This is a genomic window from Micromonospora sp. NBRC 101691 (assembly GCF_030269285.1).
GTDB classification, from domain to species: domain Bacteria; phylum Actinomycetota; class Actinomycetes; order Mycobacteriales; family Micromonosporaceae; genus Micromonospora; species Micromonospora echinospora.
This window is the reverse complement of the sequence record NZ_BSTB01000003.1, coordinates 364,185-380,842: the sequence shown is the minus strand read 5'-3', so window position 1 is coordinate 380,842 and position 16,658 is coordinate 364,185. Positions and strand designations below refer to the sequence as shown.

The following is a 16,658-nucleotide window of genomic DNA, read 5'->3' as shown; positions in this document are numbered from 1 at the left end:
GGTGCCACTGCGGCAGGCCGGGCCGCTCCGCGGAACGCGGGGGTCCACCCGGGCCCGGTTCCGGCGTCGGCAGCGCCCGCCCCGGCTGACCGCCGACCGGCCCGGACGGCGGGCCGGGCTGCGCGAGGCGGTCCTGCCGTCGCTGACGCGTACCGGCACGTTCGTGCTGGTGGCGGCGCTCGGCTGGCTGCTCGCCGAGAACCGGGACTGGGTCGGGACGTACCGCTCGGACGCGTACCTCGCGTTGGCCGGGACGCTGCTCGCCGTCGGCCTCTACGCCAGCACGTACGGCATCGACCTGGGTGCCGCCCGCCGGAACGCCCGACTGGTCGTGCTCGCCGTCAGCGGCGGCGTGGTGGTCAAGGCCGCACTGATCTCGGCGGCGATGTACCTGGCCTTCCAGGAACCGGCGTACCTCGTGCTCGGCGTCGCGGTAGCCCAGATCGACCCCGTCTCGTTCGCCGCCGCGCGGCTCACGTCCCGGATGTCCGCACAGGCCAAGACGATCCTCTCCGCGTGGGCGTCGTTCGACGACCCGATCACCGTCCTGCTGACCGTGTACGCCGCCGCCTGGGTCTGGCCGCTGGTGCCCGCCGATCCGGCGGCGGCCCCCGCGCCCCCGCACACCGGGTTCGAGTCGTTCGGGCTCTCCCTGGCGCAGAACCTGGCCCTGGCGGCGGTGGCCGCGCTCGTCTGGTGGGGCACCGAACGACTGCGCCGGTGGGTGAGATCCGGCCGGCTCGTGACCGCCCTCCAGATCGTGCTGCTGGCCGGACTCGCCGCCTTCGCGGTGTGGCAGTTCCTGATGCTGGCCCTCGCCGTGGCCGGGCTGTTCTACCGACCGCCCCTCGGGGCCGTGCTGGACCGACTCACCCAGGGGGCGTTCCTGGCCGCCAGCTTCGCGCTGGGGTTGGTCCTGGTCGGTGGGATCAGCCCGTTGGCCGGGATGGTGCTGGGCCTCGCGGCGGTCGGCGCGCACGTGGTGGTGGCCCTGGTGATCGGCGCGCGGCTGCCCCGTTCCGACCGCGTCGACGTGCTGCTCGGCCAGCAGAACGGGATCACCGCGATCATCCTCGCGCTGGTGCTGGAACGGCAGTTCGTCGGCACGGTGGCGGTGGTCGGTCCGGCCATCCTCACCATCAACGTGCTGCACGCCCTCACCAACGGGCTGCGCGAGGCGTACCGCAGACCGGGGCCGGCGGTCGACCTGCCGGCACCGCCGCTCGGGCCTCCGCTCAGCCCTCGACGGGGGTGAGCGCGACCAGCAGCTCCGCCCGGACCCGGGAACTGAAGTCGCCGAGGAGGTCCTCCGCCTCCTGCTGCTGCCGGTCGGGCACCGTGTAACCCACCATCCCCTGGAGGCTGCGCAGCTGGTAGAGGGGGAGGTACTCGTAGACGACGTCGAAGACCCGACAGATCGTGTCGAGCCGCTCCCGGTGCCGTGCGGTCAGGCCGCTGCCCGGAGGCTGATCGATCGACCTGTACCACTCGACCACGGCGTGCCCGAACGCCTCGATCAGCGAGGTCAGCAACGCGGTGACCCCGGTGGCGGCGTGCACCTCAGAGGTCCGCATCCGGGCCCGTACCGACTGCCGTGCCCCGCGCCCGCCCTCGTCCTCCTGGAAGGCCCGGCGGAGCAGTTCCCGGGCCGGGGTGAGCAGGTCGACCGCGGTGAAGGCGGCGTCGAAGAGGGTGACCACCGGCGCGGGCAGGGTGGCGACGACGGCGACGTGCCCGCGGCGTTCGCCACCGGTGGTGGAGAGCCCGCGCTGGATGTCGTGCAGCTCCCGGTAGATCGCGGCGAGCTGCTGGTCGTTGCGTCCCCGAAGCTCCTCCAACGAGCCGGTCAACACGGTCAGCAGGTGCTGGGTGGCCGACTGCCGCCGGTCGAGCCGGGTCAGGTGCGGCGCGACCGCGGCGAGCGGACCGTCCTGTGGGTACCGCTCCTCCAGCCGGCTCGCCATCGCCTTGAACTCCAGCGCGAACTGGTCGACGAAGGAGCGGGGATGGTAGGTCAACGGCTCCCGGCCGACCGCCTCCCGCAGCCGTTGGCGGTACCGGGCCGGAGGCGGCTCCAGCGCGACCAGCAGCAGTTCGCAGTCGCGGTGCGCGCGGATCGACCGGCACCGGCGTTCCACCGCGGCGATGTCGGTGTCGTCGAGCAGCGGCTCGGAGAGCAGGATGGCGCAGCCCACGTCGTTCGAGGCGACCGGCACCCAGTAGTCCACCCGGCTGTCCACGCCGCTGTCCAGGAAGTGGTCCGGTACGTACGTGTCGTATCCCGCGCCGACCAGGACCTGACGGATCTCGGCGCGGACGTTCTGCGCGTTGCCGGCGTCGTAGATCTCCCGCGCGGTCTGCCGGACCATCGGGGGCGTGACCAGGGACCGCTGGTCGTGGGCCCGCCGCCAGAGCCGGTGGCAGAGCGAGATCACCTGCCGGGGGACCCCGCTGGTCAGGTCGACGATCTGCGCGATCGTCTGCTCGGTGAACGGCTCCAGCCGGCCGCCCTGCCGGTTCAGGACGTAGTCCTGCACCTCGGCGGCGGTCAGCGTGGACATCGTGATGTGCTCGGTGATCCGGTCGCGCACGTCCCGCCGCAGGGAGCCGAGCAGGTCGGGCAGCCCGGCCAGGATCAGGAAGGTGTTCGAGGCGGCGAAGACCCGCAGCATCTCCTTGAACGCGTCGATCGCCTCGTCGGCCCGCAGGCCGGCGGCGGTGAGCAACTGGTCCAGCTCGTCGATCACCATCACGAACGGGTGGTCGCCGTGCCCGATGAGGAGGGCGAAGACCCCCATCGCCTGGAGCGCGGTGGTCTCGCTGCTGGTGATCGCCTCGGTGATGCCCCGCTCGCGGAGGACGTCGGAGGGGGCCGCGCCGCTGAACCACTCCCAGACCGCGTCCTCGAAACCTCCCCGTAGCAGCAGGGTGAGCGCCTGGCTGAACTCGGCGTTGTCGGTGACCTCCCGGAGCCGTTCCCGCAGCTGCCGCAGGAACGCGCTCTCCATCAGCCCGAACATCTCCACCAGCGCGACCGGGTCGATCGTCCCGGCGCGCAGCTGCTCGGCCACCGGCGCGGTCGCCGAGGAGACGCGCAGCTCGTCGGCGAGGATCTCGGCGTACAGGCTGCGGACCCGCTCGTGGACCAGTTCCCGCCGCTCGGCCAGCTTGTCGGCGAAGGCCCGGTAGAGCGAGGCGAACGTGTCCGGCGGGGCGTTCAGGTGCACCGACTGCACCGCGCCGCCGAGGCTGGTGGCGGCGTGCCGGATCAGGTACGACGCGAGGTGGGTCTTGCCGGTGCCGTAGTCGCCGACGATTGCCAGCACCTGTCCCGACGGGGTCTGCGGGCGGGCCCGGACGGCGGAGAGGTAGGAGTCCATGGCGTTGACGGCCCGCCGGACGGCGACGGTCGGGATGGTGACCGAGGTCGATCCAGCGTCCGCGATCTGGGCGACGGCGCTCGACGGATAAGGGTTCACCTCACCGCTCAGGTCCAGGTGGTCGAAGGCGTCCATCAGCGCGGATTCTCCAGCAGACTCACGGCGATACTCAGAAAGTGTTGACTGATGTGCTGGTAGGTCACCTCATCCGGTCGGTCATCTTGTACGCGTAGTTTCTCGTACATGCCGTAGAGTAGCCGCTGCACCTCACCGATGGACACATGTCGACGGAACGTCGTGTAGTCGTCAAGGGCCTTGGCGGCGACCCGGGGCAGTTCCCCGTCGGGCACGGCGCCGAGGCGCTGTTCGGCGAAGCGGGCCGCGTCGTGTTCCCGCAGCCCACCCACCTCCAGGAAGACGGGCGGGGCGTGGCCGGCCTGGTCGAGCCGCTGGCGGCGCTCGTCCGGCAGTTGGTACGACGTCTCGCCGAAGAACACGATCCGCGCCCGGGCGTCGGTGGCGTAGGTGACCAGTTCCTCGGTCAGATCCGCCGAACGGGGCAGCAGCACGATCAGCACCAGGTCCGTCGGCAGGCAGCTCGCCAGGTTGAAGTACGCGTCGTCGGGTTGCTCGCGCATCTGGTGGGCCAGTTCCGAGGTGAACAGCTGCCGCTGGAACACCGTGTCGACCAGCGCCTTGCACACCTTGGCGCGCCGCTCGGCCATCGGCTCGTTCTCCCGGGCCTGCCGGGTCACGTCCACGACCTCGCCCCGCAGGCCGACGGTGGCCAACTGCTCCCGCAGCCAGTACGCGCAACGGTTGATCAGCGCGGTCTTGCCGCATCCCCGGTCGCCGGTCACCACCACGAGCCGCCCGGTGTCGAGCAGGTACGACGGGTCGTGGAACTCCGCCCGGCAGCGCGTGAAGGCCGCCTCCGTGTTGTCCACCGGCACGTAGAGCGAGAGGTGCCCGTCGTTGCGGACCGGGTTGAGCGGGTCCACGTCCCGCATCAGTCCCGGCACCGCGAACGGGTTCGTCGGCACCTTCTCGGTCGGCTCGTGCCGCGAGCTGATCACCCCGGTCATCGTCGCCCCGCCGGGGTCCGCGTCCGGAACCGTGGCTCCTGCATCGCCTCTGCCACCTGCGCCACCTCCGCCTCCAACCGGACCAGCGCCGCCCGTGTCTCGGCGACCCAGCCGGGCCGCTCCTGCGGGGTCCGAGCGGTCCACCGCGCCGTCATCCCCGCACCGAGCGGCTCCCGGTCCAGCGTCTCACCGAGCGCGCGGGGCAGCGACCAGTGACGGTACGCCGTCGCCGCCGCCCGGAGCCGGGTCGCCAACTCCAGCCGCCGGTCCTGCACCTCGCCGTCGTCCGGCGCCATCCCGGGCCGCCGCTGCTCCAACTCGCGCAACAGCCGCTCGACCGCCGCCCGGTAGGCGCGGGCGGCGGCCCGTAACGCCTCCGCCTCGACCCGCCGGGCGTCCGCACTGGCCGACCGCCGGCTGAACCAGGCGGCCAGCGCGGCGCTGACCACGGCGAGCAGCAGCGCCGGGGTAAAGCCGGACCACGGGGACGACCCACCTCCCGACGGCCGCTGTTCCGCACCGAGCAGCGCCCGGCAGGTCCGGGCGAAGTCCGCCGGACGCTCGCCGCGCCACCGCTCCGCGCCGCCGCTCCCGCCCGGCCAGTCCAGCCGCTCGGCGGTCGATTCCGGGCGGACCACCCCGAGCGCGTGGGCGGCCTGGACCAGGGTGGGCCGTCGGTCGGCGGCCAGACACCAGACGACGGCCGCGTCGTCGACCGTGCCCGCCCGGTGCCGCCGGTACGCCCAGACACCGGCGACCGCCACGGCGACCAGGGCGAAGGCCACCGCGGCGGCCACGGCGCGCCGACCGATGACGGATGGCACTCGCATAGCGGCTGACTGTAGTGAATGGCGGCCCGTCCGGGTACCGCCCGCCCGGCCGGAGATCCGACACCGACGCCGCCCGCCGACTCCACTGTCCGTCCATCCGGGACGGTAGCCGGCCCGGCACGGCACCGGTCGGCGTCGCCGGGCCGGTTCTCCCGCGCCGGTCGGCGTCGGTCGGCTGGCTCTCCCGTGCCGGTCGGCGTCGGTCGGCTGGTCCTCCCGTGCCGGTCGGCGTCGGTCGGCTGGTCCTCCCGTGCCGGTCGGCGTCGGTCGGCTGGTCCTCCCGTGCCGGTCGGCGTCGGTCGGCTGGCTCTCCCGTGCCGGTCGGCGTCGGCCGGCTACCGTGCCCGTCTCGGTCGGCTGTTGCGCTCGTCAGTCGGCGTCGAGCCGCTGTCTCGCGTCCGGCTCAGTCGGCGTCGTCCCGCTGGGTCGAGCGGGGTGGCTGCGACCAGGGCGAGGCACCAGCGGTACGCCGGGGCAGCGGCTCGGTGGGCGGCTCGTCCGGGTAGCCGAGGCTGAGCGGCGGCGTGTCCCGGTCGTCCGACCGGGCCGGGCTGTCGAAGTCGGTCAACGCGAAGGTCGGCTCCTCCGCCGACACCGCCGGGCCGGTCTCCGGGACGGGAGCCGGGGCGGGCCTCGGCCAGCGCCGCCAGCGTTGTCCGCTGAACACGGCCACCAGCAGTGCGACGCCGATCAGGAAGAGCGTGCCGTTGCGCACCGGCAGCAGCAGCGGCAGCGGGTCGCCGAACACCTTCCAGTCGTCCGGTAGCCGGTCACGCACGTCGAACGGGGCGACGAGCATGCCGACGTACGGGGCGATCAGCAGCAGGCCGGCCACGAGCGGCCCGAGCGGCGAGACACGCAGCATGCCGACCAGCCCGAACAGGAGGCCGGCGACACCGAGGTACACCGCCGGTTCGATCAGGTTCGCCGTGTTGAACGTACCCAACTCCACCCAGCGGTCGATCGTGCGGCCTGATCCGTCCTGACCGAGGGCGACCAGCACCCAGGTGACCGGTGCCACCACCAGACCGGCGAGGAAGCTCCAGAGATGTCGCATCCGCGCACCGTACCGTCTTCGTCATGACCGAGCACCCCACCGCCGCGCCCCCGGGCAAGCCGACCTCCTACTCCCGGGTCACCCTGAGCCGGATCATGACCGCCGTGGACGTCAACCTCTACGGCACGGTCCACGGCGGCGTCCTGATGAAGTTCGTCGACGACGTGGCCGGGGCGGCGGCGGCCCGGCACAGCGGCGGCACGGCGGTCACCGCCGCGATCGACGAGATCGTCTTCGCCGAACCGGTCCGGGTGGGTGACCTGGTGCACGCCCACGCCCAGGTCAACTGGACCGGACACAGCTCGATGGAGGTGGGCGTCCGGGTCGTCGCCGAGCGGTGGGACTCGGCCGAGGACGAGCCGGTCCCCGTCGCCACCGCCTACCTGGTCTTCGTCGCGGTCGACGTGGGTGGCGCGCCGCGCTCGGTCCGCCCGGTGCTGCCCGAGAACCCGGAGGACGAACGCCGGTTCCGGGAGGCGGAGATCCGTCGGGCGCACCGACTGGCCCGCCGCCGCGCCATCCAGGCCCACCGCGCCACCTGACCCCACCCTGTGTCTCCGACCGCCACGGCTGAGGTGCCTGCAGGGGCCCCTTGTTCGGCAAAAAGCGGTAACAGGGGACCCCTGCTTGAACTTTATGTGGGATGAGCACACATCGATCAAGGCGATGGCGGCGGAGAATGGTGGGGTTGGGGTAGGGCAAGATGGCGTCACGGCCCACGCACAGTGTCGTGACGGGTCGCGGGGGAGGGATGGAACCGTGCCTGACGTGCTCTGGGAGCCACCGGCGGACGTGCTCGAACGGTCCCGGATCGGCGACTACCTGCGCTGGCTGCGGGCGCACCGTGGGCTGGAGTTCACCGACTACGCCGAGCTGTGGCAGTGGTCGGTCACCGACCTGTCGGCGTTCTGGGGCTCGGTCTGGGACTACTTCCAGGTGATCGCCCACACCCCGGCCACCGATGTGCTGGCCGACGCCACCATGCCGGGGGCACGCTGGTTCCCCGGCGCCACCCTCAACTACGCCGAGCACGTGTTGCGGATGCCCGGCCTGGCCGACGACGACCCGGTGGTGATCGCGCACGGGCAGACCCGCGCGCCGCAGACGCTGACCGCCGCCGACCTGCGCGAGCAGGTCCGCCGGGTGGCCGCCGGGCTGCGCCGGCTCGGCGTCGGCACCGGCGACCGGGTGGCCGCGTACGCCCCGAACATCCCCGAGACGTTCGTGTTGATGCTCGCCACCACCAGCCTCGGCGCGGTCTTCTCCTCCTGCGCCCCGGAGTTCGGCACCCGCAGCGTCACCGACCGCTGGCAGCAGATCGAGCCGACGGTGCTGGTCGCCGTGGACGGCTACCGGTACGGCGACAAGCCGGTCGACCGGCGGGGCGAGGTGGCCGCCATCCGGGCCGCCCTGCCGTCGCTGCGGCACACCGTCGCGGTCCCGTACCTCGACCCGGCCGGCGTGCCGCCTGAGGGGGCGATCGGCTGGGCCGAGCTGGCTGTCGAGACCGACGAGCCGCTGACCTTCACCCCGGTCCCGTTCGACCACCCGCTCTACGTGCTCTACTCCTCCGGCACCACCGGCCTGCCCAAGCCGATCGTGCACGGCCACGGCGGGATCCTGCTGGAGCACCTCAAGATGCTCGCCCTGCACCACGACCTCGGTGCGGGCGACCGGTTCTTCTGGTTCACCACCACCGGCTGGATGATGTGGAACTTCCTCGTCTCCGGTCCGGCGGTCGGCGCGGCGATCGTGCTCTTCGACGGCAACCCCGGCCACCCCGACCTCGGCACGGTGTGGCGGTTGGCCGAGGAGACCGGGATGACCTACCTCGGCACCTCCCCGCCGTTCCTGCTGGCCTGCCGCAAGGCCGGCCTGGTGCCGAAGGAGATCGCCGACCTCTCCGCGCTGCGCGGCCTCGGCTCCACCGGCGCGCCACTGCCGCCCGAGGGCTTCACCTGGGTGTACGAAGCCGTCGGCGAGACCCTCCAGCTCCAGTCGCTCTCCGGCGGCACGGACGTCTGCACCGGCTTCGTCGGCGGCGTGCCACTGCTGCCGGTGCACGCGGGGGAGATCGCCTGCCGGGCGCTCGGCACGAAGGTCGAGGCACGGTCGGCCGACGGCACCCCGGTCATCGGCGAACTGGGCGAACTGGTCATCACCGCGCCGATGCCGAGCATGCCGGTCGGATTCTGGAACGACCCGGACGGGCGGCGCTACCGGGAGGCGTACTTCGACTTCTACCCGGGCGTGTGGCGGCACGGTGACTGGATCACGGTCAACTCCCGGGGCGGCTGCGTGATCACCGGCCGCTCGGACGCCACCCTGAACCGGGGCGGCGTCCGGCTCGGCACGGCCGAGTTCTACTCGGTGGTCGAAGGGCTGGACGAGGTCGTCGACTCGGTGGTGGTGCACCTGGAGGACGCCGACGGCGGCCCCGGCGAGCTGCTGCTCTTCGTGGTGCTCGGCGAGGGGCTGGAGCTGGACGACACGCTCCGGAAGAAGATCGCCCGCGAACTGCGGACCGCGCTCTCCCCCCGGCACGTGCCCGACGAGATCCACCAGGTGCGGGCGGTGCCGCGCACCCTGTCGGCCAAGAAGCTGGAGGTGCCGGTGAAGAAGATCCTCACCGGTACGCCGGTGGACTCGGCCGCCGCCAAGGGGGCGCTGGCGAACCCGGAGTCGCTTACCGCGTTCGCTGCCTTCGCCCAGCGCCGCGCGAGTGACGAGGACGCCACGGTCGGCTGAGCCGAGGCGCCGCATGTGGAGGCTGCGCGTCAATCGCGTTCGTTCCAGGGGTTACCCGTGTCTGCCTGTGCCGAGAAGCACGTCGCGTTTCCGGGGGCTTGTCGAGGTACACACCCCCCGGTCGCCGACGAGGTGCCCGCAGTGCTCGGCACGGATCGCCCGCTGTCCGAGCCTTCGTGGCTGCCTGAGGTGTGATCCGCTCGGCGTGTCGTATATCTGAGCTGCCACAACTGTGCCATCGCGCGCATTCAGACCCGCCGAAGGACGGCACCGCCTGCACAGTGACATTAGTTCTGCGGCCCTTACGAGTTGGCGTAGTGGCTCTGCCCTTCGTGACCGGCCACGACGGCGGCTGCTCCCGGCGACTGCACCGTCGACCCGCCCGGCATCGGATTCCTCCACGCCCGAGCGGTGACGACGCCGGTGGTCCGCGCTTGACCTGAAGCCAGGTTCAACTGGCCTGATCTCATGATGGACGTCGACGGACTGCGTGTTGCTGTCACCGGTGCCGGGCGCGACTCTGGACGTCTACTGGCCCGGGCCTTCGCTGAACGCGGCGCGCACGTGTTCGTCTCCGCCCGTGACGAGGCGGCAGCGGAGAGCACCGCGGAATGGATCAGGCAACGCGGGCGGGGAACAGGGGAAGCATTCGTCTGCGACCTGCAGAGTCCTGATTCGGTGCGCGCGTTCGCGGCGGCGTTGGCCGATCGAACGGACCACCTCGACGTCCTGATCAACAACGGTGCCGGCTACCTCCACGGTGAGGACCTCGACGATGCCGAGGACGACGACATCGTCGCCACGATCAGCGGCACCGCGACTGGCACGGTGCTGCTGACCAAACACGTGCTGCCGCTGCTGAGAGCGTCGACACGGCCCGACGTCGTCAACATGATCTCCGCCTGCGGCGAGGTCGGTCACCACCGCTCCGGGGCCCACCCGGCGTTCTACGCCGCCAAGCACGCCCAGGCCGGGTTCGCAGAGATCATGTCTCATCGGCTGCGGGCCGAAGGAGTGCGGGTGATCTCCCTCTTCCCGCCGGACTTCGTGCAACACGGTCCACGTGACGCGAACCGCAGTCTCACCGCAGAGTCCGTCGTTGCCTGTGTGCTGTTCGCGGTCGGTCAGCCACGGGACTGTTTCATCCGCGAGTTTCGCTTCGAGCAGGCCGTCGCGCCTGGTTCCTGAATCCTGTCGGGCTGGTCGTGCGGGCACCCGGGTCCATCGCCGATAACGCGGTGTCCGGCGGGAGGGAGACCGCGTCATCGGCGGAACGGCGGCGTCGAGACGGCCGGTCAGGTCAGGGAGCGGGTGACCTTCTCCGACGTGGTGCGGGACTCGACACGGGACGGGTCGAGGTTGCCGCAGAGGACGACGCTCGCCCCCACGCTCAGCGGGGCGAGCAGCCAGTCCACCGGGTCCGGGTGGCGGGCCGCGTCGATCAGCACGCGGTCACCGGTGGCGAGGCCCAGTTCGCCCGCCCGTTCCGCCGCGCGGGCCACCAGGTCCGCGCCTCCCCCCGGGTACGGGGAGAAGTGGTCGCCGTGGACGCGTACCTCGACCACGTAGTCGGCGAAGCCGGCCGGCACCTCGCGCAGCGGGAGGGCGAACGGGGCGAGCGCCAGCGCGTAGCGTTCCCCGGCCGACCAGGCGTCCGCCTCGGGCACCCGGTCGGCGGCGGCGAAGAGCACGTCCACCGGCCCTGGCGTGCCGACCACCGTCAACCCCGCCGACCAGCAGCCGAGCAGCACGGCGGCGGTCTGCCAGTGCGGGGGGAGCAACACGCCGGCGGCGCTGCCGGGACCGGCGGCTACGTCGTCGACGAGCAGGTTGGCGGTCTTCGCCACCCAGTTCGCCAGCGTCGCGCCGGAGAGTTCGGTGCGCTCACCGGTGGCGTCGTCGTACCAGGTCAGCAGGGGGCGGGCCGGGTCGGCCGCGATCGCGTCGGCGAAGACCCGGGGAATGTCGTCGGCCATCGGGCGAAGGATACGCCCCCGCCGTCCGGCCTCGATGCCAACTCGAGACCGGCTGACCGTCGGGTCGCAGTCACCGCACGGGGCGGCGGGCGGCGTAGGCTTGCACCGAGTGTTGTTCCCCACAAAGGAGTTGCCCCGTGACCGCCGGTCGCCCGCCCCGCGTGCTCATCGACGCCACGAGTGTCCCCGCCGATCGTGGGGGCGTCGGTAGATACGTCGATGGCCTGCTCGGCGCCCTCGGCAAGGTCACCGGCTCGGGGGTGGACCTGGTCGTGGTGAGCCTCCGCACCGACCAGGAGCGCTACGCCCGGATGCTGCCGGGGGCCGAGGTCATCCCCGCCCCGGCCGCCGTGGCCCACCGGCCGGCCCGGCTGGCCTGGGAGCAGACCGGACTGCCGCTGCTGGCCCAGCAGGTCGGCGCGCAGGTGCTGCACTCGCCCTTCTACACCTGCCCGCTCCGGGCCGGCTGCCCGGTGACGGTGACCCTGCACGACGCCACGTTCTTCACCGAGCCGGAGCACTACGACAAGTCCCGGCGCACCTTCTTCCGCAGCGCGATCAAGACGTCGCTGCGTCGTGCCAGCCGGGTGATCGTGCCGAGCAAGGCGACCCGCGACGAGCTGATCCGCCTCCTCGACGCCGACCCGACCCGGATCGACGTGGCCTACCACGGTGTCGACCACTCGGCCTTCCACGCGCCGAGCGACGAGGAGAAGGCCCGGGTGCGCGCCCGGCTCGGCCTCGGCTCCAGCACCTACGTCGCCTTCCTCGGCGCCAAGGAGCCGCGCAAGAACGTACCCAACCTGATCCGGGGCTGGGCCCGCGCGGTGGCCGACCGGACCGACCCGCCGGCCCTGGTGGTGGCCGGCGGCCAGGGGCACGACGACGACATCGACCGCGCGGTGGTCGAGGTCCCGGCGCACCTGCGCCTGCTCCGCCCCGGCTATCTCCGCTACGCCGACCTGCCCGGGTTCCTCGGCGGCGCGCTGGTCGCGGCCTATCCCTCGTACGGCGAGGGGTTCGGCCTGCCGATCCTGGAGGCGATGGCCTGCGCCGCCCCGGTGCTGACCACGCCCCGGCTCTCCCTGCCCGAGGTGGGCGGCGACGCGGTCGCCTACACCAGCGAGGACCCGGACCAGATCGCCACCGACCTGGCCGCCCTGCTGGACGACGAGTCCCGCCGGCTGGCGCTGGCCAAGGCCGGCTTCGACCGGGCCAAGGAGTTCACCTGGGAGTCCAGCGCCGAGGTGCACATCGCGGCGTGGAGCCGGGTCCGGGCCTGACCGTCCGCGTCGATCCGGTCAGCGGCCGGGTCGGTGCGGCAGGCGTCCGTCCCGTGCCGGTTCGGGCATGATGTGCTGATGCTCTACGCCGTCATTCCGGCGGGAGGAAGCGGCACGAGGTTGTGGCCGCTGTCCCGTGCCGGGCATCCCAAGTTCCTCCACCCGCTGACCGGCTCCACCCGGTCGCTGCTCCAGGCCACCGTGGACCGTCTCGCGCCGCTCACCACACCGGAGCGGACCCTCGTGGTCACCGGAGCGGCGCACGTGGCGGCGGTGGCCCGGCAGCTCACCGGCCTGCCGGAGGAGAACATCCTGGTGGAGCCCTCGCCCCGGGACTCGTGCGCAGCCATCGCGCTCGCCGCCGCCGTGATCGCGGAACGCGAGCCGGAAGCGGTGATGGGATCGTTCGCGGCCGACCACCTGATCGGGCAGCCGGACCGCTGGGCGGACACCGTCCGCGAGGCGGTCCGTGGCGCGGAGCAGGGCCTGCTGATGACGGTCGGGATCACCCCCACCCGGGCGGAGACCGGCTACGGCTACCTGGAGACCGGCGACCCGGTCGACGGTGGGCCGCTGCGCCCGGTCGCCGAGTTCAAGGAGAAGCCGGAGGCCACGGTGGCCGAGGCGTACCTCCGTTCCGGCCGGCACCTGTGGAACGCGAGCATGTTCGTCTGGCGGGTGGACGTCTTCCTCGCCGAGCTGGCCCGGCAGCAGCCGGCGCTGCACGCCGGGATCGCCGCCATCGCCGCCGCCTGGGGCACCCCCGAGCAGGACGACGTGCTCGGCACGGTCTGGCCGACCCTGCCGAAGATCTCCGTCGACTACGCGGTGATGGAGGGCGCGGCCACCGCCGGACGGGTCGCCACCGTCCCCGGTGACTTCGGCTGGAACGACGTCGGCGACTTCCACACCCTCGGCGAGGTGCTCCCCGCCGACGGGCGCGGCAACGTGGTGCTCGGCGGCGACGCCAAGCCCGGCGTGCTGCTGCACGACACCGACGACCTGGTGGTGGTCGCCCAGTCCGGTCGGCTGGTCGCCGCGCTCGGCGTCCGGGACCTGATCGTGGTGGACACCCACGACGCGGTGCTGGTCTGCCCCCGCGACCGTGCCCAGGAGGTCAAGAAGCTGGTCGACGAACTCAAGGAACGGGGCGAAGAAGGCCACGTCTGAGCGCGGCCAGCCCCGGTTCGAGGAGCTGGTCGACCCCGCCGAGCCGGGGAGTGGGCAACCGGTCCGGCGGGAACCAGCCGAGCGCCTCGGACTCGTCGCTTACCCGCTCCACCGCCCCGGGCGGCGCGACGACCGCGAACCGGACGTCGTGGTGGAACGAGCCGCCCTGACAGGGCACCGGATGGATGTCCACGTCGATCGGGACGGGGTCGATCCGCAGGCCGGCGATACCGGACTCCTCGGTCGCCTCGCGCAGGGCGGCGCCGGCCAGCGTCCGGTCGGTCGGCTCGCAGTGCCCGCCGAGCTGCACCCACTGCCGGAACTTGCCGTGCAGGCAGAGCAGCAGTTGCTCGCCGCTGGCGTCAACGATCAGCACGCTCGCGGTGACGTGACCGGGGCGGTGCGCCCGGGTCACCGCCACCGGTCCGGCAGCGAGCAGCGCCAGCGTACGGTCCCGGGCCTCGGCGGCGGCGGAGCTGGTCGGCTCCCACCGGGTCAGGACAGCGGTGGCGTCGGCGTGCAGGGCGGCGGTGCTGTCGACCGGCGGAGCGAGGCCGACAGGCAGCGCACCGGCTGCGGGCGCGACGGTGTCGACGGGCAGCGGACCGGCTGCGGCCGGGGCGGCGTCGACGGGGGGCGTCCCGTCGGCGGGCGGGACGGTGGAGTCGGCACGGGCGTCGGGCATCCCGACACTCTACGAGCACCCGGTCTCTACCCTGGCCGGGTGACACTTGAGCTGCTGGAATTCGTCGTCGCCGGCAACGAGGCGAGCGATCTGCTGCCGGTCCGCTCCGCCGCGCTGCTGCACCGGTACGGGGCGCGCCGGGGCTTCTGGACCGTGCTGGACGAGGGGCCGGTGGAGGAGTGCCTGGCCCTGCTGCTGGAGCGGGAGGACGGCGAGTGGACCGCCGAACACGTACGCGCCGACGCCGGTGTGGAGAACGGTCGTACCGAGGACGGTGAGGCCCTGGCCCACCACGACGGCTGGGTGTACGTCTTCGGTTCGCACTTCGGCTCCAAGGGCGGGCCGCTGCGTCCCCGCCGGGCCTTCGTCGCCCGGTTCCGGGAGGACGACGCGGCGGCCGGCAGCCCGTTGCCGGTACGGGTGGTCCGCAACTCGTTCCGCCTGCACCGGGTGCTCAACGACGCGCTCGCCGCCGCCGACCTGGACACCCTGCCGCCGGGGGAGCAGGTCCGCACCCGCTTCATCGTGGAGACCCTGGCCCGGGGCACGTCCCGGGAGAAGCGCTGGACGCGCCGGCTGGCCGAGGGGGACCTGCCGCTCAACGTCGAGGGCGCGGCCTTCACCCCGACCGGTTCCGTCCTGCTCGGGCTGCGCTTCCCGGTCACCACCGACGGCGAGCCGATCCTGGTCGAGGTGACCGGGGTGGCGGAGATGTTCGCCGAGCCCCGGGCCTGGCCCCGGGCGGTGCGGGCGTACGCGGTGACCGGGGTGACCCCGCCCGGCGTGCTCACCGGCTTCCGGGCCGTCGCGCCGACCGACGACGGCGGCTACACGGCGGTGATCGGCTCCATCGACGCGCTCGGCAAGGGTTCGGTGCTGCTCGACGACCACCCGCACGGCGGGGAGGTGACCTCCCGGCACGTCCGGTTCCGGCTGCCGGCGGAGCCGACCCACCTGGTGCCCGGCGAACTCGTCGCCGACCTCGCCCCGTTCCACCACGTGGAGGGGATCGCCGAGACGGACGGCCGGTGCTTCTACGTCACCGACGAGGACCACCGGGTGGCGCTCTGGCTGCGCGGGTGAACCACCGGAAGTGACCGTCCGGCGTGCCGGGCCGGGCGCACGCGCGGAAAGGCCGGGCGACGGTTCTGCGGACGCGGTCGGCCGCAGACCCTCGTGCCGTCGCCCGGCCGGACACCAGCATGCCGAAGCGGCCACCGGACGTCGATGCCTTTCATCTCACACTTAAAAGCCGAGATCACGGCCGGTACAGTGCAGACGGTCGCTGGGTGGCAAGCGCTGTCCCGCGTCCACGGGAGCGCTCCGATGCTGACTATCCACTTCTCCCGCGAGGACGTCCTCCGCACCCGGGTGGCGCCCTCGGCGGACCCGCTGTGGGAACTGGTCCTCAGTCTGCACCTGTTGCAGCAGCGCCAGGCCGACCCGCTGGTCAACGGCTGGCGACGTGCCGTCGCCGCGCGACTGCGCCAGGAACAGGACGCCGACCGGTTGCGCCTGCTGCTCACCCTGAACCCGCCGAAGGGCTACTTTCCCGACTTCCTCACCCCGTACCAGAGCGTGGACGGGTTCGAAGCCGGGCTGGACGCCGTCCGGGCCACCTCGCCGGAACTGCTCCGGCGGGACCTGGCCACGTTGGCGGGCGGACGGGAGCTACCCGCCCCGGCAGCCGCCCTGGCCCGGGGCGAGCCGGAGGCGTTGCACCACCTCGCCGACTCGTTGCAGCGGTACCGGTCGTTGGCGCTGTGCCCGTACTGGAGCCGGATCCAGGCCGCGGTGGAGGCGGACCGTACCCGTCGGGCCCGGGCCATGCTCGACGGTGGCGCGGAGGGGCTGTTGGAGAGCCTGCGCCCGACGATGCGCTGGGATTCCGGAGTGCTGGAGGTCCCCGACTACCCGGCCAGCCGGCAGCTGCACCTCGACGGGCGGGGGCTGCTGCTGGTGCCCTCCTTCTTCTGCGCCCGGACCCCGGTGGCCCTGCTCGACCCGACCCGGCCGCCGGTGCTGGTCTACCCGGTGGACCGGCTCGGCGCGCTCGTCCCGGCCGCCGGTCCGGCCGGCGGCGGCGACCGGACGGCGCTCGCCGCGCTGCTCGGCAGGACCCGGGCGGCGGTGCTGGCGGCGAGCGACGCCGGGCTGACCACCGGCGAGGTGGCCCGCCGGCTGGACATCTCGCCGGCCGCGGTCAGCCAGCACACCTCCGTGCTGCGCAACGCCGGCCTGCTGGTCAGTCACCGGGACCGCAACACCGTCCTGCACACGCTGACGCCGCTCGGCCGCGCCGTCCTCAACGGCTGATCCGCACAGGTCCGCCGCTTGCGCGGGGCTGCGGTGGCTTGCGCGGGGTGCGGTGGTAGCAGGGGTCCCTTGTTACTCATTGATGAGTAACAAGGGACCCCTGCTACCAACAAAAGCGGGCGGCTGGG

General features: G+C 72.8%; 14 protein-coding genes. 8 read left to right on the top strand and 6 right to left on the bottom strand.

Annotated features, from left to right (window positions below; genetic code table 11):
- The first annotated feature begins 1 nt into the window (after position 1).
- A complete protein-coding gene (locus tag QSK20_RS08410) occupies positions 2-1,255 on the top strand; it encodes a cation:proton antiporter (RefSeq protein ID WP_285788001.1) in 1,254 nt (417 codons plus the stop codon).
- Here the strand turns inward: QSK20_RS08410 and QSK20_RS08405 are convergent.
- The 4 genes from QSK20_RS08405 to QSK20_RS08390 all read right to left on the bottom strand — a co-directional run bounded on the left by QSK20_RS08405 (position 1,236) and on the right by QSK20_RS08390 (position 6,352).
- A complete protein-coding gene (locus tag QSK20_RS08405) occupies positions 1,236-3,515 on the bottom strand; it encodes a BREX system ATP-binding domain-containing protein (protein ID WP_285788000.1) in 2,280 nt (759 codons plus the stop codon). The genes QSK20_RS08410 and QSK20_RS08405 overlap by 20 nt on opposite strands.
- Positions 3,515-4,456 (bottom strand): hypothetical protein, encoded by a 942-nt coding sequence (locus tag QSK20_RS08400; protein WP_285787999.1) that lies wholly within the window; start codon positions 4,454-4,456, stop codon positions 3,515-3,517. The genes QSK20_RS08405 and QSK20_RS08400 overlap by 1 nt, the downstream gene beginning before the upstream one ends.
- Before the next feature lie 5 nt (positions 4,457-4,461).
- The gene (locus QSK20_RS08395; protein WP_285787998.1) at positions 4,462-5,295 is read right to left on the bottom strand and encodes a hypothetical protein; all 834 of its coding nucleotides are present in this window, start codon (positions 5,293-5,295) and stop codon (positions 4,462-4,464) included.
- Positions 5,296-5,698: 403 nt separating this feature from the next.
- A complete protein-coding gene (locus QSK20_RS08390; RefSeq protein WP_285787997.1) occupies positions 5,699-6,352 on the bottom strand; it encodes a phospholipase D-like domain-containing protein in 654 nt (217 codons plus the stop codon).
- A gap of 23 nt (positions 6,353-6,375) precedes the next feature.
- Between QSK20_RS08390 and QSK20_RS08385 the strand changes: the two genes are divergently transcribed.
- The 3 genes from QSK20_RS08385 (at position 6,376) to QSK20_RS08375 (ending at position 10,288) form a co-directional block, all read left to right on the top strand.
- The gene (locus tag QSK20_RS08385) at positions 6,376-6,894 is read left to right on the top strand and encodes an acyl-CoA thioesterase (protein ID WP_285787996.1); all 519 of its coding nucleotides are present in this window, start codon (positions 6,376-6,378) and stop codon (positions 6,892-6,894) included.
- Between the two features lie 217 nt (positions 6,895-7,111).
- Complete coding sequence (locus QSK20_RS08380; RefSeq protein WP_285787995.1) at positions 7,112-9,100, top strand: acetoacetate--CoA ligase; 1,989 nt, start codon at positions 7,112-7,114, stop codon at positions 9,098-9,100.
- Positions 9,101-9,571: 471 nt separating this feature from the next.
- The gene (locus QSK20_RS08375; RefSeq protein ID WP_285788069.1) at positions 9,572-10,288 is read left to right on the top strand and encodes an SDR family NAD(P)-dependent oxidoreductase; all 717 of its coding nucleotides are present in this window, start codon (positions 9,572-9,574) and stop codon (positions 10,286-10,288) included.
- Between the two features lie 107 nt (positions 10,289-10,395).
- Here QSK20_RS08375 and QSK20_RS08370 read toward each other — a convergent pair whose 3' ends face one another.
- Complete coding sequence (locus QSK20_RS08370; protein ID WP_285787994.1) at positions 10,396-11,076, bottom strand: TIGR03089 family protein; 681 nt, start codon at positions 11,074-11,076, stop codon at positions 10,396-10,398.
- Between the two features lie 137 nt (positions 11,077-11,213).
- Between QSK20_RS08370 and QSK20_RS08365 the strand changes: the two genes are divergently transcribed.
- Positions 11,214-12,359 (top strand): glycosyltransferase family 4 protein, encoded by a 1,146-nt coding sequence (locus QSK20_RS08365; protein WP_285787993.1) that lies wholly within the window; start codon positions 11,214-11,216, stop codon positions 12,357-12,359.
- 78 nt (positions 12,360-12,437) lie between these two features.
- On the top strand, positions 12,438-13,529 hold the full coding sequence (locus QSK20_RS08360; RefSeq protein ID WP_285787992.1) for a mannose-1-phosphate guanylyltransferase: 1,092 nt from the start codon (positions 12,438-12,440) through the stop codon (positions 13,527-13,529).
- On the opposite strand, the gene QSK20_RS08355 is transcribed toward QSK20_RS08360, so the two are convergent.
- Positions 13,498-14,094, bottom strand: coding sequence for an NUDIX hydrolase (locus QSK20_RS08355; protein WP_502888873.1), 597 nt, complete (start codon positions 14,092-14,094; stop codon positions 13,498-13,500). The two genes, QSK20_RS08360 and QSK20_RS08355, sit on opposite strands and share 32 nt — an antisense overlap.
- Before the next feature lie 159 nt (positions 14,095-14,253).
- Between QSK20_RS08355 and QSK20_RS08350 the strand changes: the two genes are divergently transcribed.
- Entirely contained in the window at positions 14,254-15,297 is a 1,044-nt protein-coding gene (locus QSK20_RS08350; protein WP_285787990.1) for a hypothetical protein, read from the top strand.
- Positions 15,298-15,540: 243 nt separating this feature from the next.
- A complete protein-coding gene (locus QSK20_RS08345; RefSeq protein WP_285787989.1) occupies positions 15,541-16,530 on the top strand; it encodes an ArsR/SmtB family transcription factor in 990 nt (329 codons plus the stop codon).
- The last annotated feature ends 128 nt before the right edge of the window (positions 16,531-16,658 follow it).

What these genes read in the sequence shown, in the direction of transcription:
- QSK20_RS08405 (WP_285788000.1), bottom strand. Translation starts at nt 3,515, where the DNA reads ATGGACGCCTTCGACCACCTGGACCTGAGCGGTGAGGTGAACCCTTAT.
- QSK20_RS08360 (WP_285787992.1), top strand. Translation starts at nt 12,438, where the DNA reads ATGCTCTACGCCGTCATTCCGGCGGGAGGAAGCGGCACGAGGTTGTGG.
- QSK20_RS08390 (WP_285787997.1), bottom strand. Translation starts at nt 6,352, where the DNA reads ATGCGACATCTCTGGAGCTTCCTCGCCGGTCTGGTGGTGGCACCGGTC.
- QSK20_RS08395 (WP_285787998.1), bottom strand. Translation starts at nt 5,295, where the DNA reads ATGCGAGTGCCATCCGTCATCGGTCGGCGCGCCGTGGCCGCCGCGGTG.
- QSK20_RS08375 (WP_285788069.1), top strand. Translation starts at nt 9,572, where the DNA reads ATGGACGTCGACGGACTGCGTGTTGCTGTCACCGGTGCCGGGCGCGAC.
- QSK20_RS08385 (WP_285787996.1), top strand. Translation starts at nt 6,376, where the DNA reads ATGACCGAGCACCCCACCGCCGCGCCCCCGGGCAAGCCGACCTCCTAC.
- QSK20_RS08345 (WP_285787989.1), top strand. Translation starts at nt 15,541, where the DNA reads ATGCTGACTATCCACTTCTCCCGCGAGGACGTCCTCCGCACCCGGGTG.
- QSK20_RS08370 (WP_285787994.1), bottom strand. Translation starts at nt 11,076, where the DNA reads ATGGCCGACGACATTCCCCGGGTCTTCGCCGACGCGATCGCGGCCGAC.